This is a genomic window from Mycoplasmopsis maculosa (assembly GCF_900660665.1).
In the GTDB taxonomy this organism is placed as follows: Bacteria; Bacillota_I; Bacilli_A; order Mycoplasmatales; family Metamycoplasmataceae; genus Mycoplasmopsis; species Mycoplasmopsis maculosa.
Window position 1 is genome coordinate 302,895 of sequence record NZ_LR215037.1, and the last position, 25,169, is coordinate 328,063.

Annotated in this window: 21 protein-coding genes; 8 read left to right on the forward strand and 13 right to left on the reverse strand. The window is 23.8% G+C overall.

All coding sequences use genetic code 4. From position 1 onward, the window contains the following. Nucleotides 1-29: 29 nt before the first annotated feature. Nucleotides 30-1,040 carry a nicotinate phosphoribosyltransferase gene (locus EXC47_RS01240; protein WP_129646374.1) on the reverse strand — a complete coding sequence of 337 codons (1,011 nt, stop codon included), beginning with the start codon at nt 1,038-1,040 and terminating at the stop codon, nt 30-32. A 92-nt stretch (nt 1,041-1,132) separates the two neighbouring features. Then, nucleotides 1,133-3,274: a hypothetical protein gene (locus EXC47_RS01245; RefSeq protein ID WP_129646376.1), complete on the reverse strand. Its 2,142-nt coding sequence runs from the start codon at nt 3,272-3,274 to the stop codon at nt 1,133-1,135. Nucleotides 3,275-3,372: 98 nt separating this feature from the next. On the opposite strand from EXC47_RS01245, the gene EXC47_RS01250 reads away from it, so the two are divergent. Beyond that, nucleotides 3,373-4,560, forward strand: coding sequence for a phosphoglycerate kinase (locus EXC47_RS01250; protein WP_129646378.1), 1,188 nt, complete (start codon nt 3,373-3,375; stop codon nt 4,558-4,560). A 127-nt stretch (nt 4,561-4,687) separates the two neighbouring features. Then, nucleotides 4,688-5,392, forward strand: coding sequence for a hypothetical protein (locus EXC47_RS01255; protein WP_129646380.1), 705 nt, complete (start codon nt 4,688-4,690; stop codon nt 5,390-5,392). A 72-nt stretch (nt 5,393-5,464) separates the two neighbouring features. Here the strand turns inward: EXC47_RS01255 and EXC47_RS01260 are convergent, their stop codons facing one another. The 6 genes from EXC47_RS01260 to EXC47_RS01285 all read right to left on the reverse strand — a co-directional run bounded on the left by EXC47_RS01260 (nt 5,465) and on the right by EXC47_RS01285 (nt 13,410). Further along, nucleotides 5,465-5,899 carry a DUF3883 domain-containing protein gene (locus EXC47_RS01260; protein ID WP_129646382.1) on the reverse strand — a complete coding sequence of 145 codons (435 nt, stop codon included), beginning with the start codon at nt 5,897-5,899 and terminating at the stop codon, nt 5,465-5,467. Beyond that, a complete protein-coding gene (locus tag EXC47_RS01265) occupies nt 5,887-6,648 on the reverse strand; it encodes a hypothetical protein (protein WP_129646384.1) in 762 nt (253 codons plus the stop codon). Before EXC47_RS01265 ends, EXC47_RS01260 begins: the two co-directional genes overlap by 13 nt. Before the next feature lie 168 nt (nt 6,649-6,816). Continuing rightward, nucleotides 6,817-9,189 (reverse strand): DUF4116 domain-containing protein, encoded by a 2,373-nt coding sequence (locus EXC47_RS01270; RefSeq protein WP_129646386.1) that lies wholly within the window; start codon nt 9,187-9,189, stop codon nt 6,817-6,819. Nucleotides 9,190-9,403: 214 nt separating this feature from the next. After that, the gene (locus EXC47_RS01275) at nt 9,404-9,955 is read right to left on the reverse strand and encodes a hypothetical protein (protein WP_129646388.1); all 552 of its coding nucleotides are present in this window, start codon (nt 9,953-9,955) and stop codon (nt 9,404-9,406) included. A 906-nt stretch (nt 9,956-10,861) separates the two neighbouring features. Continuing rightward, nucleotides 10,862-12,940: a hypothetical protein gene (locus EXC47_RS01280; protein WP_129646390.1), complete on the reverse strand. Its 2,079-nt coding sequence runs from the start codon at nt 12,938-12,940 to the stop codon at nt 10,862-10,864. 101 nt (nt 12,941-13,041) lie between these two features. Then, the gene (locus EXC47_RS01285; protein WP_129646392.1) at nt 13,042-13,410 is read right to left on the reverse strand and encodes a PTS transporter subunit EIIB; all 369 of its coding nucleotides are present in this window, start codon (nt 13,408-13,410) and stop codon (nt 13,042-13,044) included. 143 nt (nt 13,411-13,553) lie between these two features. On the opposite strand from EXC47_RS01285, the gene trpS reads away from it, so the two are divergent. The 3 genes from trpS to EXC47_RS01300 are packed head-to-tail and all read left to right on the forward strand — an operon-like array spanning nt 13,554 to nt 16,733. After that, the gene (gene trpS, locus EXC47_RS01290) at nt 13,554-14,552 is read left to right on the forward strand and encodes a tryptophan--tRNA ligase (protein ID WP_129646394.1); all 999 of its coding nucleotides are present in this window, start codon (nt 13,554-13,556) and stop codon (nt 14,550-14,552) included. Nucleotides 14,553-14,560: 8 nt separating this feature from the next. Next, nucleotides 14,561-16,309 carry a threonine--tRNA ligase gene (gene thrS, locus EXC47_RS01295; protein WP_129646396.1) on the forward strand — a complete coding sequence of 583 codons (1,749 nt, stop codon included), beginning with the start codon at nt 14,561-14,563 and terminating at the stop codon, nt 16,307-16,309. After that, the gene (locus EXC47_RS01300; protein WP_129646398.1) at nt 16,302-16,733 is read left to right on the forward strand and encodes an MAG3450 family membrane protein; all 432 of its coding nucleotides are present in this window, start codon (nt 16,302-16,304) and stop codon (nt 16,731-16,733) included. The genes thrS and EXC47_RS01300 overlap by 8 nt, the downstream gene beginning before the upstream one ends. A gap of 79 nt (nt 16,734-16,812) precedes the next feature. Here the strand turns inward: EXC47_RS01300 and EXC47_RS01305 are convergent, their stop codons facing one another. Further along, the gene (locus EXC47_RS01305) at nt 16,813-18,429 is read right to left on the reverse strand and encodes an ABC-F family ATP-binding cassette domain-containing protein (RefSeq protein ID WP_129646400.1); all 1,617 of its coding nucleotides are present in this window, start codon (nt 18,427-18,429) and stop codon (nt 16,813-16,815) included. Between the two features lie 74 nt (nt 18,430-18,503). Then, entirely contained in the window at nt 18,504-19,718 is a 1,215-nt protein-coding gene (locus tag EXC47_RS01310; RefSeq protein ID WP_165255931.1) for a trigger factor-related chaperone, read from the reverse strand. 219 nt (nt 19,719-19,937) lie between these two features. On the opposite strand from EXC47_RS01310, the gene rpsL reads away from it, so the two are divergent. The 3 genes from rpsL to fusA all read left to right on the forward strand — a co-directional run bounded on the left by rpsL (nt 19,938) and on the right by fusA (nt 23,014). Then, nucleotides 19,938-20,348 carry a 30S ribosomal protein S12 gene (rpsL, locus tag EXC47_RS01315; protein ID WP_129646404.1) on the forward strand — a complete coding sequence of 137 codons (411 nt, stop codon included), beginning with the start codon at nt 19,938-19,940 and terminating at the stop codon, nt 20,346-20,348. A gap of 31 nt (nt 20,349-20,379) precedes the next feature. Next, nucleotides 20,380-20,850 carry a 30S ribosomal protein S7 gene (gene rpsG / locus EXC47_RS01320; RefSeq protein ID WP_129646405.1) on the forward strand — a complete coding sequence of 157 codons (471 nt, stop codon included), beginning with the start codon at nt 20,380-20,382 and terminating at the stop codon, nt 20,848-20,850. 73 nt (nt 20,851-20,923) lie between these two features. Next, on the forward strand, nt 20,924-23,014 hold the full coding sequence (gene fusA / locus EXC47_RS01325) for an elongation factor G (RefSeq protein ID WP_129646407.1): 2,091 nt from the start codon (nt 20,924-20,926) through the stop codon (nt 23,012-23,014). A 73-nt stretch (nt 23,015-23,087) separates the two neighbouring features. Here fusA and msrB read toward each other — a convergent pair whose 3' ends face one another. The 3 genes from msrB to EXC47_RS01340 all read right to left on the reverse strand — a co-directional run bounded on the left by msrB (nt 23,088) and on the right by EXC47_RS01340 (nt 25,111). Further along, nucleotides 23,088-23,522 (reverse strand): peptide-methionine (R)-S-oxide reductase MsrB, encoded by a 435-nt coding sequence (msrB, locus tag EXC47_RS01330; protein WP_197722506.1) that lies wholly within the window; start codon nt 23,520-23,522, stop codon nt 23,088-23,090. An 86-nt stretch (nt 23,523-23,608) separates the two neighbouring features. Beyond that, entirely contained in the window at nt 23,609-23,833 is a 225-nt protein-coding gene (locus tag EXC47_RS01335) for a hypothetical protein (RefSeq protein ID WP_129646411.1), read from the reverse strand. Between the two features lie 135 nt (nt 23,834-23,968). After that, the gene (locus EXC47_RS01340; protein ID WP_129646414.1) at nt 23,969-25,111 is read right to left on the reverse strand and encodes a variable surface lipoprotein; all 1,143 of its coding nucleotides are present in this window, start codon (nt 25,109-25,111) and stop codon (nt 23,969-23,971) included. Nucleotides 25,112-25,169 lie beyond the last annotated feature (58 nt).

Genomic DNA, 25,169 nt, shown 5'->3' on the forward strand with positions numbered 1-25,169 from the left:
TAAAATGATTTTTTTCCACATTTATTCCACTATTTAAATTCTATTAATTTAAAATTATGATTATATCCTCTTCCTTCTTTGGCTTGATTTTTTCCATTTAAAATTGTAGCATCAGCTGAAAAACCACAAACCATTTTAAACATTGCTTGTCCTACACCATAAGCATCTACTGGTGCTTTTTCAGTTTCAAATTGAGCAATTTTAGAAGGATTAAAACCTGATGAAACTGCTATTTTAACATGATTAGCACCTGCATTATCAAGAGATTTACGTAATCTTTTTATTTGTTCAACATTTACACCATAATATTCTGGTTTATCTTCTTCATTATCAAACATATGATCTTTCATATTTTTAGATGTATCAATTCTTACGCCATAAAGATTCTTGCCTAAAGCCTTAAATGATTCTAAAGATTGTTCAATAACATTATTGTGATAATCAACTAAACTTATAATTTTTACATTAGGATACATATCTAGATAAGCTTTCATAGCTTTTCCTGTATCACCGTCAAAATTCTGAATAAATATATGAGGAACTGAACCAAAAGTATCATCATTTTGAATTATATTTTGAGCTTCAGTTGACATAGAAGTTATTCCACCTATAGTTACAGCTTTGCCATCTCTTTCTTGCATTAAATAATGATCAGCTCTATCACCCATAAAAATAACTTCTTTTCCATTTGCGGCTATTACACAGTCATTTGCGTTTGTAGCTAAGGAACTATAACGAGATAAAATACCATCAATAATCCCTTCATATTTTCCAAAATATTGATAATTTCCAGTCAATTCTAAAACAACTTCTCTATTTTGAATTTTTGAACCATCTTTTAAATATTTAATTTGATATTTTGAAGTATCTGTATATTCTTTTAATAATTCTAAAACTTCTTCCATTCCAGCTAAAATAGAATTATCTCTTCTTTGAAAGAATTGTAATGTTATAACATTATTTGGATGTTCTTTAAGTAAAATTTTTTCAATATCATGAAAATAATTTGCAATATATTTATCTAAGTTTTTCTTTTCCATATCTTATCCTTGTTCTTTTAATATTAAAATTTTATCACATTAAAATTAATAAATTTTAATAAATAAAATACACATACGTGCATTTTATGAAATTAATTTTCTATTTTTGAAATTGAGCTTTTTGTTATATTAAATTTGTAAATTTTATCAGAAATAGCTGAACTTGGTAAATCTGATTCATGTGATACAGCAGTTAATGAGTTGCCTATTTTGAAACTAATTGTAATAGATTCTTTATCTTGAGAAACTACTTTTGTAGCTCCTACTGCAAATTCAAATGCATAAATAGTTCTTTCTCTTCTTTCAGTTTCTGAAAGTTCATTAAAATCTCTATCATCGCCTTCAACTTTTCTAATTCCTAATATTCTACCTGATTGTCTAGCTGTTTCTTTAACTATACTAATTAAGTTTCTAGCATCTAATAAATATTGTTTTATATCAGAATTATTTCAATCTATTATTGATCTTTGTCTTCCATAAATACCTAATCAAATATCAGTTTCATTTGAATTTAAAATTAAATTAACATTTTGTCTATCTGCACTAGCAAAATAATTAAAGTTTTCTTCAGAAGGTGCATTAAAACCTAAACTAGAAGCGTTAAGATAATCAATTAATGGTTTTGCAAGCAATTCACCTAATTCATTAATTATAGGGAATAAAGTATTAGATATTTCTTCTCTTGAAGAATAAGCTAATTTAAATTTATTTTTATATTGTTCTTTTAATTCATTAATTCTTGCTAAATTAATAATAGAATGATATTTTTCAATTTTTAAAAATCTTGCAAGAGGACTTTCATCTCTTTCATTTTCTGGAACTTGTTCATTACCAAACATTTTTGTATAAGCACTTGCAAACATTGCATCTGATTCTGGTCGAATAGCATTTGTAACAAGATTTTGAGCTTCATTATTTAATTGTTTTATTTCATTTAAAATTGTTTCAATTAAATCAAAATCAATATTTCCATTTTTAGAATCATTTATAGCGTTTTGAGCTTTTTCTTTAGCTGCAACAAGTCTATCATGCATATTTTTAAAACTTTCAGATTCATTTGTTCTATTTATCCAGACATTTGTAGTTGATAATAAATTAACTAATTTAGGAGTTAAATCTTCAGGTAAATAAGTAATAATTGTTGAAAGATTTCTTAATTCTCTATTAAAAGCTTCATTTGCAGAATAATCAAAAGAATCTAAATTAAGTACTAACTCATCTAACTTAGTTTTTGTAGAATTAAATGATTGAAGTACATTTGCATATTTATTTCTTGAATTTTCATTTCTATTTATTTTTTCAATTAATTCTTGGGTATTAAAAATTGTCAAAATATATTTTTTAAATAAATCAGAAATATAAATATTTTGAGTTTCTAAATCACTTGCAAAAGTATTGATTTCAGTTGTAATTGTTTGTTTAAATAAATTTTGTAACATTGTTGAAATTCTAGTTGTAATTTCTTCATATTTTTTATTAATTAAATTTTTTAATGTTTTTGATTTTTCATCAATAACAAAATTTGAAAAATTATGTTTTCTAGTTCTAATTTCTCTGCCTTTTTCATCTCTTTTGTAAACATATCTTCCAAAATATAAAATCTTTTCCAAATATTCTTGTTCTAATTTTAAAATATTATCAATATTAGTAATTGAGCCCTCAATTAATTTAGCTTGATTTTCTAAATTAGTAAAACTGTATTTTTCATCATTTAGATAATACTTTGAAATTTCATAATTATTTTTAAAATGATTATAAAAATCATCATAAATTGAGTTTATTATAGATAAATCAATATTATCATTTTTATACTTTTCAATTTGTTTATTAATAACTTCTTTTAATTCATTTAATTTTAAAAAGTAATTACTATAATAAGTCTTTAAATTAGTATCATTTTCAACTTTTTTATAAAAATCTAAAAGTTTTTTAATTTCTAAATTTAATGCTTCATCAAGATCATTATTTGTACTAAGGATTTTATTTGCTCTAGCTAATAATTCTTCAGCTTTTAAATTTATAGGTTCAAATTCTAAAATTAATAAATTCTTATTTTTTTCTTGTGATAAATCATTATAAAATTGATTGTTAGTGTTTTCAGGTGTTGTATTGCCTGGTTTTTCAGGTGTTGTATTACCTGGCTTTTCCTCTACATTACTTGGGCTACAAGCTGCCGAAACAAAAGGAATAGTTAAACCAACAACAGAAGGGAGCAATATATATCTTTTTTTCATCTTTTCTCCTTAATTTTTAAATTATTAATAAATTATATATAATAAAAGTAATTTTTAAATATTATAATTATAATGTTAAAAATCATTAAGGAGCTATAATGAAAAAATCAATTAACGATTTAAAATTAAAAAATAAAAAAGTAATTATGAGAGTTGACTTTAACGTTCCAGTTAAAGAAGGTGTAATTACTTCAAACAAAAGAATTTTAGCTGCTTTACCTACAATTTCTAAGGTTGTAGAAGAAGGCGGAAAATTAATTCTTTTATCTCACTTAGGTAGAGTTAAAGAACAAGCTGATTTAAAGAAAAATACTTTATATCCAGTAGCTATTGAATTAGCTAGATTAATAGGTAAACCAGTTCATTTTGTTGACAAAACAAGAGGAATTGAACTTGAAATAGCTGTTAACAAACTTGAAAAAGGAGAAATTCTTTTAGTTCAAAACACACGTTTTGAGGACTTAAATGAAAAAGCCGAAAGTAAAAATAATCCTGAACTTGCAAAATATTGAGCTTCATTAGCAGATGTTTATATTAATGACGCTTTCGGTGCAGCGCATAGAGCGCATGCTTCAACAGCTGGTATAGCTGAATATGTAAAAGAATCAGCTTTAGGTTATTTAATGAATAACGAAGTTGAAAAATTATCTAAATTATTAAATGATTCAGAAAAACCATTTGTAGCAATTATAGGTGGTGCAAAAGTTAGTGATAAAATTAAAGTTTTAGAAAACCTAGTTACTGTTGTAGATAAAATTTTAATAGGTGGTGGAATGGCTTATACCTTTAAAAAAGCTTTAGGTTTTGAAGTAGGTTCATCATTATTAGAACAAGATTACTTAGAATTTGCTAAAGACTTTATGGAAAAATACAGTGATAAAGTTCTTTTACCAATTGACGATTTATGTGCTAGAGAATTTGCAGATGTTGAACCTATTTACCAAGAAGGAAATATTGAACAAGGTTTAATGGGTCTTGATATTGGTCCTAAAACAATTAAATTATTTGCCGAAACATTAAAAGATGCTAAAACAGTATTTTGAAATGGACCTATGGGTGTTACAGAATTTAATAACTTTACAAAAGGAACATTAGCTGTTGCAGAAGCTATTGCTGAATTACAAGGTAAAGCATATTCAGTAGTAGGCGGTGGTGATAGTGTTGCTGCTGTTCAAAAACTAAAAATGGTTGATAGTTTCTCACACGTTTCAACAGGTGGTGGTGCTTCATTAGAATTAATTGAAGGTAAAAAACTACCTGGTATAGAAGCTATACAAGATAAATAATATTAATAAATAACCCTTTAATGTAGAAATAATCTATATTAAAGGGTTTTTAGTATAAAAATATTTTTTATTATTTATAAATAAACATATAATTTAATAATAATTTAAAAAATATAGGAGTAATTTAATGAAAATAATTAATTATACATTGCTAGGTTTAGGATCATTGAATATATTAATAATTATATTGTTTGTAGTTATTGGTTTATTTGACATAATGAACTTTTTAATAACAATAGAAAAACTTTTTTTACAAAGTTATATTGAAGAAAATAAAAAATTTGATACAAACAAAATAAAATATGTTGTAAAAATAATATTAAAGTTTTTTATTCCTTTCACTATATTTAGTTCTTTAATATCAATATTTTTATTTATAAATTTATTTTCTAATTTAAAGTCAAGCGGAGATGAAATTATTATAAAATTTTATTCAATTATTACTTCTTTTAATTTAGCTGTATTTTTTATTTCATTTATTTATACAATTTTAATGTTAAATATTTTAAGAAAACTTAATAAAAAATATAAAAATTCTTATGAAAAAGCTGTTTTTAACGAAAATAACAACTTAAAAGAAAAAGTTTATATTCCTTTAATAATAATTTATAGCATAAAAAATAACGATATTCAAAATGATAAATTTGGAATGTATTCATTAGGAAATTTTAGAATATCTTTAATTTTTATGAAAATTTCATTTTATGTATTTAAAAGAAATAAAAATTTAATAAATAATTTAAAATACGCTTTATCATTATTTAATTTTGATTTAGTTTTAACAGAAAACATAAATAATGAATTATGATTAAAATATATAAATAATTTATAATAAAAAAATAACTAATTTATTAATAAGCATTAATTAAACTTATCTATAGATTAGTTATTTTTTTATTTGAAATTATGTATTTTTATTATTAATTTTTTTTAAATTAAAGGTGTAATTTGAAGGAATTCCGTTTCCTATTTCTATAGAAGAAATTCTTTTTATAGTTATAGATTTTTCATTATTAACATCACTAATAAAATAGATAAAATATTTATTTCTATTTTCATTCATAACGGAAAACTCTTTTTTTGACATTTCAAAAACAATATTATCTTTTAGAGTTTTTATTGTAGTTTTAACCTCAACAAAAAATTCTTTATCATCATTAGTTGTATAACTAAAATCATAACCTTTTGAATCATCTTGATTAATACCAAAACATCAATTGTATATATTTTTAATATTTAAAATTTTTTTATTTTTTTCTAAATAATCAAGGACAATCTTTTCACCTTTTTGTCCTATTTCTTTTTTCTTTTTTTCTGTTTCAATATCTAATAAAATGATTTTTTTTGAATCTTTTTATTATTACTTTCTTCTAAAACATCAACATTAAAATCAATTAATTTAATGTTGTTTTTTAATTTGTTTAAAAAACCAGAATTACTATAAATAAAAGCAATAAACATATTAGATGAAAGTATTTTATTAATAGAATTTTTTGTATAAAAATCTCATAAGGCTTTTCTTTTAGATTCTACTGTATCTAATGAATCAAAATTTATCTCTAATAATTTTAAAATTTTATCTAAATGGTCTTCGCTATAAATAGGAAGTTGATTTTTATGATTATATAAAAAAGCTAATTTATTTTTAAATTGCTTATTAAAAGGACTTAATGAAATTGACTTATAATCATTTTCTTTTGAAAATTTAATAATTTCAAGTAGTTGTTCTTTAATATTAGTAAAAATTTCATTAATATTTGAACCAAATCCTTTTCTATTTTTGTGATTTTTTCCGCCAAAAACATATTTATTTTTTAAATCATCTCAATAAATTACAAATTTTTGATAAGCATTTGTTCTTCCGCTTATATTTCCAAAAAACTTTAATTTTTGTTCAACGTAATAACAAAAAGTTTTTTCTCCTTTTCCTATTACATACTCATCAATAGACATATTAGAAATTTTATTTTCATTAAAAATATTATTAAATTCTTCTAATTTTTTTAATTCTTCTTGCTCTTTTAAGACTGAATCTTTATATTCATTTGTCTTAACTCAATTATTTATTTTCTTGATTAAATCGTTCATTTGTATCTCACCTTTTACAATTTTATTTTAAAACGTATTTAAGAGCTAATTCAATTTACAATACCATTTTTTGTGGTTAAATTTATATTATTTATTTTATACGTTTAGAACCAGTTATAAAAAATTTAATAAAAATATTTATTATTTTATTTATATTTATAAATTTATTTATTTATTTATTTTTAAAAATTGAATTGATAAACCGTTTTGTTTTACTGCTTCTAACACAATATCATCGTCATATTTAAATTTATAATAATTTTTATCATACTTTAAATCATTTGAAACAAACTCTAATGCTAAACCATTTTGTTTTACTGCCTCTAAAGCAATTTCTCTATCGTTTTGTAAATCATTTGAAACAAACTCTAATGCTAAACCATTTTGTTTTACTGCTTCTAAAGCAATTTCTCTATCATTTTTTAAATCATTTGAAACAAACTCTAATGCTAAACCATTTTGTTTTACTGCTTCTAAAGCAATTTCTTTGTTATTTTTCATGTCATTTGAAGCAAATTCCAACGCTAAACCGTTTTGTTTTACTGCTTTTAATAAAATTGAGTTATCTGATTTTAAATGATCTTCGATAATTTCTAAATATAATCCATTAAAAGAAACTAGTTTATCAACAATTTCTCTATCATTTGTTATTACGTTATTTATAATTATTTCAAAAACTTTTGGATTTTGTTTTACTGCTTCTAGTATAACTTCTCTGTTGCTTTTTAATTCATTTGAAGCATGAATTAAAAGATTTGCATCCCTTTTAATTAATTGAGTAATAATATCTTTATCATTTTTTATATTAATTGAAGCAAATTCTATTAATGAAGGAATTGCACTTACAGCTTTTAATACAACTTCTTTATCATTTTTCAATATATTTGAAGCAAACTTAAATGAATTGGGATTTTGTTTTATTGCTTCTAATACAATTTCTCTATCATTTTTTAAATTATCTGAAACGAATTCCAAGGCTAAACCGTTTTGTTTTACTGCTTCTGAAACAATTTCTCTATCGTTTAGTCAATCTTTTTTTCAAATAATTTCCTTAAGAGCTAAACCGTTTTGTTTTACAGCGATTTTAATTATTTCTCTATTTGAATCATCATATTTATTATCAAAAGTATCAATCAATAATCCATCCTTAGTTAATGCTTTGAGGAATAAATCTTTATTTTCATCAAAATAATCAGAATATCATAAACTTCCATCAATTTCAAGTCTATTATTATATATATCCCATATAGCATCTGTATTTTTTTCTATTGAAGTTTTTAAATAATCTTTATCATTGAATAAATGTCTATATTTAGAATAATACATATATTTATGATTTTGAAAAATTCTTGCACCTTTATTTATTGCTTCTATTAAAAATGATTTATCGTTCATCAATTCATCTGGTGCTTTTTTTATAAAATTTGGATCTATTTCTATTAATTTTAAAAGTAAATATCTATCACTTATAATTTCAAATGAATCAATTATTTGCGGTAAATTTAATTTTTTTAATTTATTAGCAAAATCCAATTGTCAATTACTATTATTTTTTAAGCCTTCAGGAATTTCCTTAATAGTAGCTGCAGACATCAATGCAATTTCATAATTATTTTTTAGTTGTTCAGAAGCGTGATGATAAGCATTGACATTTTGACTTATAGCGGCTTTTACTATATTTAAATTATTTTTTAATCTTTCAGAAGCAAATTTTAATGATAAACCATTTTGTTTTATTGCTTTTAATACAACTTCTCTATCATCTTTTAATTCATTTGAAGCAAATTTTAATGCTAAACCATCTTTATCTAAAATTTTTAAAATAACTTCCTTATCATTTTCAAAAAAACTAAATATATCAAAAAAGTTTTTTTTATATGTTTGTGTAATTGGTTCTTCGTATAAATAGTTTTCTGCAGCTGCTAAAGCTCAAGTTTTATTTTCAGAATATTTATTATAATAAGGATTTTGATTATTTGGAACACTATACCCTAAATAATCTCCTAAATTCGTGAAAAGAGAATAAAGTACTTTATTTGTTGGATCATTTTTAATTGCTTCCAAAATAATTTCTTCATCTTTTTTAAGTTCTTCATCAATATATTTAAATAAGGAACCATCTTTTTTTATTACCTCTAAAACAAATTTTTTATATTTTGTTAATCATCATCAATTATTAAATATTTCTCTTGCAGTAATTGAAAGATTGCTATTTTTATTTATAGCAATTAAAGCTAAGTTAATCTCTTTTGATCTTTTTTCATTTGTTTCCTTTTCACTTCTTAAAATTTCATTTATTTTGTTTATTTCATTTGATTCAGAAATATCAATGCTATAATTCCTTTTTTCAGATTCTAGTAAATATTGAAGAGAATTAATTTCTTGTATTGCATTTTTCTTTTCTTCATCAGTTGGAGACTGTGAATAATTATTTTTTTCTTTTGGTAATTCTATAATTTTATAAAAACATGATATTGTAAATAATGGTGTCAAAGTGAATGGCACAAATAATAATTTTTTAATTTTATTTTTAAATTTCATAAAATGTAACCCCTTATGTTTTTTACTTAATTTTTAAAAAATATTTATTATGTAATATTGCAAATAATTAAAATATAGTAATTTTATAAAAGTTTTTTTAAATAAACTTATAAAAAAGTATTATAAAAATAAAATCAAAACTATAAAATCACAAAAATTGTAACAAGAAAAAGGAAAATATTAAATATAGTTAAATATTTTCCTATCTCATAATTTAATTAGATATCTTTAATTCTTTTATTTTACTTTCGATAATTTTTTTACAATTTAAACTATCAACAAGATTAGGCAATGGGTATAATTCACCATTATTTAATTTTATAAAAAGAAAAGAAGTAACTTTTTTTGCTATAAGAGGATTAGTAATTTCCATTTCATTTATTTCTAATATATTTATTACGTTATTTGGTTTTAAATTAATACTTCATTTTTTATTTAATTGCTTACATTCATATTCACTATAATTTATAAATAATTTATCATTATCCAATTTAAATTCTGTTTTTTTATAAGATTGAATTGATAGAGGAATAAAAATTATTTGAAAAATAATAAATGCCGCAGAAGAAATAGTTAAGAAACCATAAAATATTTGATAAAAAAATCTTACTTCCATCTCACCTTTATAATGTTTTGCAATATAAATTACATCAGAATTTGTTCAATGTCAATTTAAAGATGATACTATCAATATTATTAGAGCAATAATAGCAGTAATTAATCCACCTATTATATATTTATTTAAATTTTTTCGTTGAAATATCATAATATTTTTCTCCATTAAATAAATTTAATAACTTATTTTAAAATTTCACTAGTAAAAAATTTAATAAATTAAAATATAAAATATTTTTAATTTTATTTTTTATCAAATAATAATCAACACTAAAAAAATGCTTTTCTTTTTTAATTTGTAATATTTTATTACTATCATTAATTTTTTACTACATTAATATAATATTCAAAAAAAAAAACAAGTAAATAGTTTTCCCTAAAAATTAGAATAGTTGCATTCAAATAATAATTGAACTTTAATTATTATCATTTTAAACTAAATTGTTATAAATTATTTTATTACTTTTTTCATGTACATTACTTTAAATTTCATGAAAAATGCAACAGTAAAAAAAGAAGTTTATTCCTCACGCGGTTTTTTAAAAATATGTTTTGTTTAATTAATCTTTAAAAATTTTCTGTATTCATTAATAAAATTAATAATAAATTAGATTTCTTTTTTGACTTTATTGAGTTTGCTTCTCTAGTTTGTTTTTTAATTAATGTTAATAAAAAATAATTATCACTCTTAGTACCTATTACAGTATGTATTTCATAATAAAGAAATTCGCTTTTATTATTTATTTTTTTAGGTATTTTTGAAATATTAATTGCATTATTTAAGGATCTTTTACTTTTTTAATGCTTTTCTTGAAATATTTAACATTTTAGAAATTTTACTTATAGTTTTATTTTCTATATTTAAGTAAATATCAATAATATTTCTAATTTTATAATCTATTTTTATATAATTTATATTGGTATGTCTCGAATTTCTTTCGGGGCTTTTTTATATAAAAAAACACCCTATTTATATTTTTTCATATAAATAGGGTGCTACTTTGTAAATTACAATATGGCCTAACATAATATTTTTATTATGCTAGTTTACAATATTTTAAAATTCAATTAAATCAAATTTTTCCGGCTCACTATTAACTTTATTTTGTAAAAACTTTTTAAATGAATTCAAGTTCTTATCATTTTCATAACCAAAATAATCATAATCAAATGAGCTAAATAATCCAAAACCGTATTCATTATCACCAATATTTTGCATGAATAAGCCTATCATATCCATGTTTTCGTCAAATACTAATGATCCGCTTCCTACAGAAATTAAATCATATCTTGAATTTAAAGATAAATCATCTTGCATTTTAAATGATTTAAAATAACCATATTTTTCAAAACCTTGTGGTTGATCATTCATTATTATATCTTCTATTCTATTAACTATATGTTCTCTATATCTTTTTCCAGTAAATCCAGCATATGGATCTGTTGGAAAACTAGATAAATAAAAGTTAACTAAATTTCCAGAATCTAAATATTTTATTTTTTTGCTTAATTTTAATGGTTTTAAATTTTTTCAATTTTCAAAATAATTCAAAATTTTTAAATTATTTTCAAGTTTTGCTTTATCAATAATAGGTTTAATATTTATTATATTTATAGAAATATCAGCATTATTTAAATTAATATTACTGTTATTTAAAGTTCCATCTCTTCTATTTTGATTTATAGCTTGTCAAAAATTAATTGTTAATCAATTTTTATCAACATCTAATGAAATATCATTATCATAATTTCTAATTTTAGAATCATCTAAATCAGGAATTATTACTTTCTTAATAACTCTATGATCGTTTCATCTTGATTCTAATATATCTGATACATGTCTATTGGTTATAAAATAATATAAATAGTTATTCTCATCAGATGGTTTTACTTTTGAAATCATTGTACTAGTACCACCACCTATCGTAAATACTCTTTTTCTTATTTCATTAAACATTTTATTATTTTCTTCAGATAAAATTCTTCTTCCATTATTAGCAATTAATTCTTTATTTTCTGAAGAATAAAGAATTTCATTTGTTGTTAATTTTGCATGTAAATCATTTTTTAAATATTTTTTATTAGAAAAAGAAATATGTTTATCATTATCTTTTTCTACTTCATACATTATGTCAAATAAAGTGTTATATTTTTCAAAAACATATTTTGAATTTATTTCATTATGATCAAAAGAAAATAACCCGTTTTTTAATCTAAATTCAAATTTTATTTTATTATCATCGCTTAATGAAATTTTATATTCTAAAAAATTTAAATTCGAATTTTTTCATTCTTGAATTTTATTATTTAAAAGTTCTTCAATATTAACCTTAATTTCCAAAATTGAACTTGAAAAATTATTTTTTACTAAAGCATATAATGAAAGTGTTCTATTTTTGAATGAACTTAAAATAAAATCAGAAATATTTTTTTCAATAGACAATATATTATTATCTAATATTAATTCATTGTCTTGAACATAATCAATTATGTTCTTTTTAACTAATTTAGTATATTGATCATTATTTTTGAATCAAACATGCATATCAGGTATTTTTTTATATAAATCCTTTTTAGCTAATTGTTGATAATTTTGATCATAAAAATTAAATCATTTAGGAATACTATCAAAAAATTCATTTGCACCTAAAATAGTTGAATAAACTTTTTTCATTTCGCTATTGAAATAAGAACTAACTATTTGTTTATTAGTGCTAATATCCTCTAAAACAATATTTTTTGGAAATTTATCTAAATCAAATATTTTTTTAGGGTTATAAATATTGCCATTATGGCTTATTGATAGATTTTCTGGTTCAATAATTGTTGGAAAATTAAATAATTCTTCTTTTATTTCTTTAGAATCATGTAATTCATTTTCATTTTCATTTTTTGGATTTTCAATTGTTGGATTTAAATTATTATCTTCTTCTTTTTTAGTATTTTCTAAATTTGATACTGGAGTAGAATTAGAATCTGTATTTTTTGAATCTATATTTTCTTCTTTTGTTTTATCAGAAGGAGTTTTATTTATTTCTTTATCGTCACTTAGCTTTTTCTCATTAATTGAACAAGAAATAGAAAAAACTATTGGTAAAGAATTTAATGTTAATAAAATTTGTTTTTTTAATTTCATATTTTTCCTTTTATTTTTTTAATAGAAAAAATATATCAAATTTATTAAAAAAAGCAACTTTTTTGATATTTTTAATCAAAAAAATCACTTTTTAAAAAAATCTATACTAATTTATTTTGTAAATCAATAGCTATTTTTTTAGCATAATCACCTACGTTTATTGATATTGAATTAGTTGAAATCATTAATCCTGAAATATATTTTAAATTATTTAATTTATCTATATTTACATTCTTTTTATCGTTTATAAAAATTTTAACTCTTGATATAGTTGATTCAGCTTTTAAAATATTTTCTTTTCCACCTACTAAATTAATTAATTCCTCTATATCAATACTGCTATCTAATTTTTTATAATTTCCATTAATAATATTTTGTCTTTTTTTATGTTGTATTTTTCAATATAATCAACAAAAACCAAATGTTACTATTGTTAATATAAAAACTATAAATTTATCCTTTTTAGTCATAAAAATATTATATTCTAAATTAATAAATTTTATTTTTTATATTTTCTTTAAAAATAGTAAAAAAAAATAAGCTATAAAAATATATTAAATATTTTATATTTAAAAGTGGTAAAATTAAAAATATTAGAATTTTAAGGAAAAAAATGGAAAGAAAAAGATTAGTTAGTGGTATAAAACCTACAGGAAGTTTAACATTAGGAAATTATATCGGTGCTTTAAAAAATTTTGTAAAACTACAAGATGAATATGAAACATATTATTTTGTAGCAGATTTACATTCTTTAACTATGGGAGATTCAAATCCAGAAGAATTAAAAAAAAGAAGAAAAGAAATTGTCGCTTTATATTTAGCTTGCGGATTAGATCCTAATAAGTGTTCAATTTTTTATCAATCTGATATTTATGAACATGCTTTATTACAATGAATCTTAACTTGTGAATCTACTTTAGGTGAACTAAATAGAATGACTCAATTTAAAGACAAAAGTCAAAAAGCTCTAAAACAAGCGAATGGAACTGAAAAAATTCCAACAGGTTTATTAATGTATCCAACATTAATGGCTGCTGATATAATCTTATACAATGCTGATTTTGTGCCTATTGGTGAAGATCAAACTCAACATTTAGAATTAACTAGAACACTAGTTGAAAGATTAAATAAAAAATATAAGTTAGATTTAAAAGTTCCAACAGGTATAGTCCCAAAAGTTGGAGCTAGAATAAAATCATTAACTAATCCTTCTGAAAAAATGTCTAAAAGTGAACATGGAACAAAAAGTACTATTTATCTTTTTGATGATCCAGAAGTAGCTTATAAAAAAATAATGAAAAGTGTTACAGATTCGGAAAATAAAGTTTATATTTCAAATGAAAAAGAAGGTGTATTAAACTTATTAAATATTTATGCATCATTAAAAAACATAACTTTATTAGAAGCAGAAAATCATTTTGAAAATGCTAATTATGCAGAATTTAAAAATGAAGTAGGACTTGTTGTAAAAGAAGAATTAACTAAAATTCAAGAAAAATATAAAGATGCTTATGAAAAAGTTGATGAAGTTACAACAAAAGGTGCAGAAAAAGCTAAAGAAATAGCTAAACAAATAATTACTAAAATAATGAATAATTTAGGATTTAATTAGGAGTAAATATGAAAATAAAAGCTGACAAACAATTAAACCATACAACAAGCCATCTTTTAGGTGCAGCTGTTGAACAATTATACGGAAATGTTAAATTAGGATTCGGTCCAGCAACAGATGAAGGTTTTTATTATGATTTTGAATTCGAAAATACTTTCAGTGATTCTGAATTAGCAAAAATAGAAAAAAGAATGAAACATCTTGCAAGTAGAAATCTTGTTACAATAAAAATTGACGAAAAAGATTATGATTTTACTAATAAACCATATAAAAAAGAATTATATGATGAATTAAAATCTCAAGGTAAAGAAATAACATTTTATGGTTTACAAGATCCTTTAAATAAAGAAATAGTTTTTAAAGATCTTTGTGCAGGAAATCATATTGAAAGTACAAAAAATATTAAAAACTTTAAACTTTTAAATATAGCTGGTGCTTATTGAAGAGGAAATAGTGAAAATATTCAATTAACTAGAATTTATGGTACTTCTTGATCTTCAAAAGAAGAATTAGATAATTATCTTGATGTTTTAAAAGAAAGAAAAGAAAGAGATCATAGAAAAATTGGTAAAGAGTTAAAAATATTTTCAACTAGTCAATTAACAGGTCAAGGATTTCCAATTTGATTAGAAGACGGAATGTATATTCATAATGAAATAAGAAATTTAGTTTTAAAATTAGATAGAAAATATGGATTTACAGAAGTTCTAACACCTCATTTTGGTGCTGAAGAGTTATATAAAACAAGTGGTCACTTAGCTCATTATAAAGATGATATGTTTTCACCTATTGTAGTTGAAAATGAAAGATTAATACCAAGACCTATGACTTGTCCACATCACATTGTTTGCTATGGAATGGAAAAAAGAAGTTATCGTGATTTACCAATAAGATATAGTGAGCAATCACAATTATATAGATATGAAAAATCAGGAGCATTAACTGGACTTGAAAGAGTTAGAGGTATGCTTTTAACTGAAGGTCACTTATTCGTAAGACCTGATCAAATTCAAGATGAAGTTAAAGCTATGTTTAGTCAAATAAAAGAAATGCTAGAAATTTTTAATATTCAAATTAGTTATATTTCGCTTTCATTAAGAGATCCTAAAGATAAAGAAAAATACTTTGATGATGAAACAATGTGAACAAAAAGCGAAAAAATGTTAAAAGAAGCGCTTGACGAAATGAAAATTGAATATGAAGAAAAAATAGGTGAAGCTGCCTTTTATGGACCTAAAGTAGACATACAAATCGATACAGCTTTAGGACATGAAATTACAGTTTCTACTATTCAATTAGATTTCTTACAACCAGAAAGATTCAATATTTCTTATGTTGATAAAGATGGTAAAGATGCTCGTCCTGTTATGATTCATAGAGGGCTAGTTGGAACCTATGAAAGATTTGTTGCTATATTATTAGAACAAACAAAAGGAGTTTTACCATTTTGAATCGCACCTAAACAAGTAACAATAATACCAGTTAATTTAGATGAAAATCTTGATTATGCTAAAAAAATTCATTCATTATTATGAGAAAAAGAATTTAGAGTAAAAATTGACACAAGGGACGAAAGACTGAATAAAAAAATACGTGATGCACAAGTATCTAAATCTAAATTCCAAGTTATTTTAGGATCTAATGAAATTGAAAATAATACAATTAGTTATCGTGAATATGGTAAAGATGAAACAACAACTCTTTCAATTGACGAATTCATAAATAAATTAGAAGTTTTAAGAAAAAATTATGAATAAAAAAAATAAAAAAGAAAAAATAAAAATAGTCTCATATGGACCATTAGTTATTCTTTTTTTTATTTTTATATTTTGTATTATTCCACATTTTATATTTATGATTTTTTCTGTCAAAGAATTTGGTAATCAAAAAATAGAAAACTTGTATTTAATTATTTTTATACCACTAGTAATTTTTATTTTTTCTTTATCTATTCAAATATTATTTATTTATTTTAAAATAATAAATTTAAGAAGCTTAGTTTTTTCTATACCTATAAATGTTTTTTTCATTATAGTAATGCTTTTTTCATTAATAGATATGTATTTTTACATAAAGTATATAATAGCAATATCAATAACAATAGTTAGTGCTTATCCATTAAATGTTTTAATATCAAAAATCGAAGATAAATTAAGCTTAAAAAAACAAAAAAACAACTAATAGCTCTATAAAATAGTGATATATTTATTATCAATTATTTTAAAACTATTAGTTATTTTTTTATATTCTATTTTGATTATTAATAATTCATTGCTTTTTCGTATTCATCAAGTGTTCCATGATAAATAAAACTTTTATCTGGAGCTATTTCTAAAATAACATTTGCTACTTGATTAACTAAAGCTCTATTATAAGTAGTGAAAATTGCTCCACCACGGTATGCTTTAAGTCCTGAAATAACACTATCAATACTTTCTGCATCTAAATGGTCTAATGGTTGATCTAAAATTAAGAAATTAGCTTCTAAAAGCATCATTCTTGAAAACATTAATCTAGCTTTTTCACCACCAGAAGTAACTTTAACTTTTTTGAAAACTGTATCATTTGAAAATAACATTCTACCTAAGAAACTTCTCATTCTTTGATCAGAATTATCTTTTGTTTCTTCTGTTGAATTATGTGAAGGTCATTTTGATAATCAATCAATAATTGTTTCATCAGCGTCTGTAAAATAAGAACTATTTTCATTTGGATAATAAGTAGTTTTAATTGTTTGTCCTCATTTAACTTCGCCTTTTGTAGGTTTTGTAATGCCTAATAAACACTCTAAAAATTTAGTTTTTGCAATATCGTCTTCACCAATTAAAACCATTTTTTCACCTTTAGCTAATGTAAATGAAACATTTTCGAAAAGTGTTTCACCTTTTTCATTAACATATGATAAACCTTCAACATTTAAAATATCTTTTCCGGGTTCACGATTAATTTCTCAATTAATATAAGGGTATTTACGATTAGAAGGTTTAATTTCATCAAGAGTAATTTTTTCTAAAAGTTTTTTTCTACTGGTAGCTTGTCTACTTTTTGAAGCATTAGCACTAAAACGAGCTATGAATTGTTGTAATTTTTCAATTTGATCTTCTTTTTTAGCATTAGATTGTTTTGTTAACTCTTTAGCTAATTCACTACTTTCTTTTCAGAATGTATAGTTACCTGTATACATTTTAGCTTCATTATAATCAATATCAACTATATGTGTACATACATTATCTAAAAAGTCGCTATCATGCGAAACAACTATAACAACATTTTGATAATCAGCTAAAAAGTTTTCTAATCATTTGATAGCTCTTAAGTCAAGGTGGTTTGTAGGTTCGTCCATTACAAGAATATCTGGATTTCCGAAAAGAGCTTTAGCTAATAAGACTTTAATCTTTTGATTAGCAGTTAAATCTTTCATTTGTGAATTTCATTTTTCTTTAGGAATTTGTAATCCAGCTAATAATTCTTGAGCATCATTATCTGCAGTTCATCCGCCTAAATCACCATACATTATTTCTAATTCACCAGCTCTTTCATAATCTTGTTCTGTAGCTTCTGGATTCATATAAATTGCATCTTTTTCTTCTTTAACTTTGAAAAGATCTGTATTACCTGCAATAACAACATCTGTTACGTTCATTTCATCATAAGCGTTATGATCTTGCCCCAAAACACTTATTCTACGGCCTTTTTCAACAATTATTTGTCCAGAACTACTTTCAACTTGACCTGCTAGTATTTTTAAAAATGTACTTTTTCCAGCACCATTGGCACCGATAATTCCATATGTATTTCCAGCCATAAATTTTAATGTTACGTTTTCAAATAATTTTTTATCACTAAAAATTTTACTTAAATTTTGTACTTCAATCATTTTATTCTCCTATAAATTCTTAAATTAATATAAAAAGCTAAACATTACGTTTAAAGCTTTTTTATAGTATTTTATTAAACATCTAGTTCAATATCTTTTGATACTTTTTCATAAAGTTCTTTATCTCAAATTTTAATTAAATATAAAGCACATTTTTGATGTTTTAACATTCTTTTAACATTTTCAATACTCATATTAGGATTATTTGAAGCTATTGACTCTTTTAACTTGTTAAATTTATCTTGAGCTTCTTCATCTGTTACTTCTATTTTTGTTCTAGTTAATATAGCATTTTCAGTTATTGATATATTAAATGATGAAATAGCTTGCATTCTAGCTGTCTCTAACATATTTTTTGCATTTTGTGTTTTATTTTTAAATTCTTCTAGAATTGATTGTCTATGTTCAGGCATCAATTGCATTAAATAATTATCAATATTTAAATTTGTGTTGTAATTAATATTTTCTTCAGGGATATTAAATTCATTTTTATTAGTGATGCTATTAATTGCATTTTCATAAAATTTTAATAAATATAATTGAACATTTTCTTTTCTAGTATCATAATAAATTTTATTTTTAAAATCTTCAAGAGAATTTACACCACTTAATCTAATTTCACTAATATTTTCATTTGTTAGTTTAGTTACAGTTGGTCTTAAAATTTTATTAATTGTTATTTTTCAAAAAGTTCCATCTGGAGCATTAGTTTCAATTAATTCATTTTTATTTTTTCCAATAACAAGATTATTTATTGAAAAATCATTTGTTTGTTTAACTTCTATTTCAATATTTTTTTCTTGTTTTACTAATTGATCTGCAAAATAAATATCAGCATCAAAGGTAATAAAATCATCTTGTTTTATAGCCTCTTTAGATTCTTTTAATAAAGTATAATTATTCACCATATTATTGTATATTTCATCTAAATATTCAACTGGGGGTTGTTGGTATTCTAATTCTATTTTAGAATTTTCTAAATCAACTTTATTTAAATCAGAAAATAAATAATACGAAATAGATAATTCAGCTTTAATAGCATTTTCTTTTTCTTCAATAATATTTAAAATAGGTTGTAAAATTAAACTTTTTGGGCTTTCAGTATTAATTTCTTTAATTAATGTGTCAGTTTGTTTTTTAACATATCCATTTAAAGCTATTTTATTAATGTCTTCCATTCTAATTTTTTGATTAGTTGCTATAGCAGTCATTAAAGCTTCATTTTTCTCTTTATTTAATAATTCATCTTGAAAATCAATAAATATTTTTTTTGTTTTAAAATTAACCATTATTCTCCTTGAAAAATAAAAATATATTATATACATTCTATCATAAATGTAATAATTTTGAGTTTACAAATTTCTTAAAAAATAAGATTATAAAAAAATAAAAAAAATATGAAACACACGGAAAAGTTGTTATATAATTAAACCAACTATATTTTTATAGTTATAAAATTAGGACATTAAAAACTTATATTAATAGTATTAACAAATGAAAGGAAAAAAATGCCTACAACAAATCAATTAGTTACAAATGGTAGAGTTAATAAAGTTCGTAAACAAAAAGCTCCTGCTTTGAACTTAAGCTTTAACCTTTTAACAAAAGAAGCTCGTAAAATGCCTGCACCTTTTAAACGTGGTGTATGTACAAGAGTTGCAACAATGACTCCTAAAAAACCTAACTCAGCTTCACGTAAATATGCTCGTGTTAAGTTATCAAATGGTATGGAAGTTACAGCTTACATCGGTGGTGAAGGACACAACTTACAAGAACACTCAGTTGTTTTAATCCGTGGTGGTAGAGTTAAAGACTTACCTGGGGTTAGATACCACATCGTTCGTGGAACACAAGACTTAGCTGGTGTTAACAACCGTAAACAAGGACGTAGTCTTTACGGTGCTAAAAAAGCAAAATAATTTTTTAAGTAATTAGAAAGGAAAAAGAAATATGTCAAGAAAACACAGTGCCCCTATTAGAGAAGTGCTTGCAGATCCAGTATTTAATTCAGTTTTAGTTACTAAATTAATTAATACAATTATGCTTGATGGTAAAAAATCAATCGCGCAAGACATCTTATATTCAGCATTTGAAATTGTTAAAGAAAAAACAAATAAAGATCCAATGGAAGTATTTCAAAGTGCTATTGAAAACATTACACCTCAATTAGAGGTTAGAACAAGAAGAATTGGTGGTACAAACTACCAAGTTCCAACAGAAGTTTCAGCTAGAAGAAAACAAACATTATCATTAAGATGATTAGTTCAATACGCTCGTCTTAGAAATGAAAAAACAATGGATGTTCGTTTAGCTAACGAAATTATCGATGCATCAAATAAAACTGGTGGTGCAATTAAAAAACGTGAAGACACACACAAAATGGCTGAAGCCAACCGTGCATTCGCTCACTTTAGATGATAATTTCATCCATCTACTTTTTAAAAGTAATAATTTATTAAAAAACTTTATATTTTAAAATTGAAAGGATGAATTTATGTCAAGAGAATATAAATTAGAAGATTACCGTAATATTGGTATTATGGCTCACATTGATGCCGGTAAAACTACTACTACAGAAAGAATTTTACTTCACACAGGTAAAATTCATAAATTAGGTGAAACACACGATGGTGCTTCACAAATGGACTGAATGGCTCAAGAACAAGAACGTGGTATTACTATTACTTCTGCTGCTACAACAGCTTTCTGAAAAGGAAAAAGAATTAATATTATCGATACTCCAGGTCACGTTGACTTTACAGTTGAAGTTGAACGTTCATTACGTGTTCTTGATGGAGCTGTTGCAGTTTTAGATGCTCAAAGTGGTGTTGAACCTCAAACTGAAACAGTTTGAAGACAAGCTACAACTTACAAAGTTCCAAGAATTGTTTATGTAAACAAAATGGATAAAGCTGGTGCAGACTTCTTTATGGCAGTTAACTCTGTTAAAACAAGATTAAATGCAAATGCTGTTGCTATCCAATTACCTATTGGTGCTGAATCAAACTTTACAGGTATTGTTGATTTAGTTGAAATGAAAGCTTATGAATTCGACGGTAAACCAGAAGAAGTTGCAAAAGAAATTGAAATTCCTGGTGACTTAGTTGAATTAGCAAAAACAAAACGTCAAGAATTAATCGAATCTGTTGCTACATATGATGAAGAATTCATGATGAAAGTTTTAGAAGGTTATGAACCTACAAATGATGAATTAAAAGCTATGATTAGAAAAGCTACAATTACTTCAGAATTTTTCCCTGCAGTTTGTGGTACATCATTTAAAAACAAAGGTGTTAAGAAAATGATCGACGCTGTTGTTGATTACTTACCATCACCTTTAGATATTCCACCAATGAAAGCTACTTTAGATGATAAAGAAATCGAAGTTCCTGCAACTGACGATCATCCATTTACAGCTTTAGCTTTCAAAGTTATGACTGACCCTTATGTTGGTTCATTAACATTCTTTAGAGTTTACGCTGGTACATTAACAAAAGGTAGTTACGTATACAACACAACAAAAGGTGTTAAGGAAAGAATTGGACGTATTATCCAAATGCACGCTAACTCACGTGAAGAAGTTAATGATTGTTATGCTGGTGATATTGAAGCAGCTGTTGGTCTTAAATCAACTACAACAGGTGATACATTAGTTGCTGAAAAAGCTCCTGAAATAGTATTAGAAAAAATGGTATTCCCAGAGCCTGTTATTTCTCAAGCTTTAGAACCTGAATCAAAAGATGCTATGGAAAAATTAGCTCTTGGTTTACAAAAATTAGCTGCTGAGGACCCTACATTTAGAACATACACAGATGAAGAAACTGGTCAAACAATTATAGCTGGTATGGGTGAATTACACCTAGATATTATTGTTGACCGTCTTAAAAGAGAACACGGTGTTAAAGCACAAGTTGGTGCTCCACAAGTTTCTTACCGTGAAACAATTACTAAAACTGCTGAAGTTGAAGGTAAACACGTTAAACAATCTGGTGGTAAAGGTCAATATGGTCACGTTTGAATTAAATTTGAACCAAATCCAGATGCTGGTTTTGAATTCGTAGATAAAATTGTTGGTGGTAAAATTCCTAAAGAATACATTAAACCAATTCAAAAAGGTCTTGAAGACAAAATGCAAGCTGGTATTCTTGCTGGATATCCAATGATTGATGTTAAAGCTACTTTATTTGATGGATCATACCATGATGTCGATTCATCTGAATTAGCTTACAAAATAGCTGCTTCTAAAGCTTTAACAAAAGCTAAAGATATTTTAGGAACTGTTTTATTAGAACCTATTATGGATGTTGCTGTTGTTGTGCCTTCAGATCATATTGGTGATGTTATCGGTGATTTATCACGTCGTAGAGGTCTTGTAAATGACCAAGAACAAAGAAATGACGGATCAGTTATTGTTAGAGCTCAAGTTCCATTAGCTGAAATGTTTGGTTACTCAACAATTCTTAGATCTATGACAAGTGGTCGTGGTACATATCAAATGCAATTTGATCACTATGAAAAATGTCCTAAGAATATTGCTGATGAAATTATTAAAAAACGTAACATTAAAGTTAAAGACGAAGAATAATAAAAAAGTAAATACTTATAATGGTATTTACTTTTTTTACTAAACAAACTATAAAAAAGAACTTTTAGAAAAATTAATCATTATCTAAAAGTTCTTTATATTCAGTTAAATTATATTTGTCTAATTCTTCATAAGGTATAAATTTTAAAGAAGCGGAATTTATACAATATCTTAATCCACCTTTATCTTTTGGACCATCATTAAATACATGTCCTAAATGAGAATCAGCATTTGAACTTTTAACTTCTGTTCTAATCATATTGTGAGAGAGATCTTCTTTTTCTATTATTAAACTCCTATCAATAGGTTTTGTAAAAGCTGGTCAACCACAACCTGAGTTATATTTATCTTTTGATAAAAACAATGGTTTATTATCAACTATATCAACGTAAACGCCTTTTTCAAAGTGATTATTGTATTCATTCGTAAAAGGTCTTTCAGTGTAACCTTCTTGTGTTACTTTATATTGTAATTCAGTTAAATGATTCAATTCTTTTTTATTTTTCATACTTAAATTATATACTTTATGCTCAATAAATAAAAAAACACTTTTTCTATAAACTTTATAAAAAAGTGTTTTAAAACTGATTTTAATTATTCTGTAAAAGTAAAATCTTGTGTATATTCTTTTTCATTAACTACATATTTTAATGAAACAGTCTTATTTTCGGTATTAATTTTTATTTTTACTGAAAAAGTTTTTGTTTTTCCTTCGACAAAATTAGATTTTTCAACATTTTCTTTTAATTTAAATACTTTATTGTATTTTTTAGCACCATTTGCTTCTAAACCAATTACATCATCTTTATAAAATTGCAATTTAATATCTTTATAATCTTCTGAATTTAAATGTTGTTTTCATTTATTTTTACTATCTGCATCAGCAAATGTATTAGAAAAATTAGCATCATTATATGTAACAAATGCGTTTTCTAAAACATCTATTTCTCCTGTTTAAGAAACAGGAATTTCTGTTGGTGATTCAGTATCGTTTGCAGAAGTATTTGTGTCACTTGAAGAAACATTTCCACTACCATCACTTGTGCCACTACTTGAATGACTTGGATTAGAAGAAGAATCTGTATTTCTACCATTATCACCAGAAGGGTTGTTATCTGTTACACTTGGAGAGGTAGTAGAAGTTGAATCATTAGATGAAGCGCTTCCACTACCATCACTTGTACCACTACTTGAATGACTTGGATTAGAAGAAGAATCTGTATTTCTACCATTATCAGCAGAAAGGTTAGGTTGATTGTTGTTTGTGTTATCAGTATTTGTTGAACCAGAAGGATTAACAACAAAATCTTTTTCATTATCTTTTTCAGAACCTTCTGAAACTGTTCCGTTTGTATTTTTGTTATCAGTTGTTTCAATTGGCTGATCAGATTTGTCATTTACACTAGTAAAATTTAAATCAAATGATAATGAATAATCTTTTGATGACTTAAGTTTTGTAGTTCTATTATATATTTTAAAGCTAAATGAAAGTGTTTTTGAACTAGGATCATAATTCGCTTCTAAAAATTGAAGACTTTTTTCTTTATTTTCATTTAACTTATTAGGAGAAACTAATGAAAATTGATTTTTTGAAAATTCTTTATCATTAATTTCTGCAATACTTACTTTTGCATTTTTAATTTTACTGTTTTTTAAGACTGTATTAATAAGTGTTGTACCATTTTTTCCATTTGAAACTGATAGTTGATTTCCATATTTTTCATTATGTCATTCACCGCCAGCAAAAGTTTTAATAACTTTTTCTTTTTCTTCGTCAGTTAATTTTTTAACTTTTAATACATTATTAAAAATATTTTCTGCATACGCGTCAAATTCTTCTTGTGTCATTTCGTTGTTTTTAGAAGGAGTTTTAGGTTCTGAGCTAGGATTTTGATCTACAGGGTTAGTAGGCTTATTTTCATTTGTTTGATTTGTGGCATTTTCTGGATCTTTTTGTACCGGAGTTGAAGGATTAGCACTTACATTTTCTGGAGTTGATACATTAGTTTTATCATTATTTGTACATGAAGCTGCAACAAATGGAATAAATAATGATGTACTTAATGTTCCTAATAATATTTTTGTTTTATTTTTCATTTTTTTGTTCCTTTTATTAAATTAATATATTTTTATTTTTAGCAAAATAATCATAATA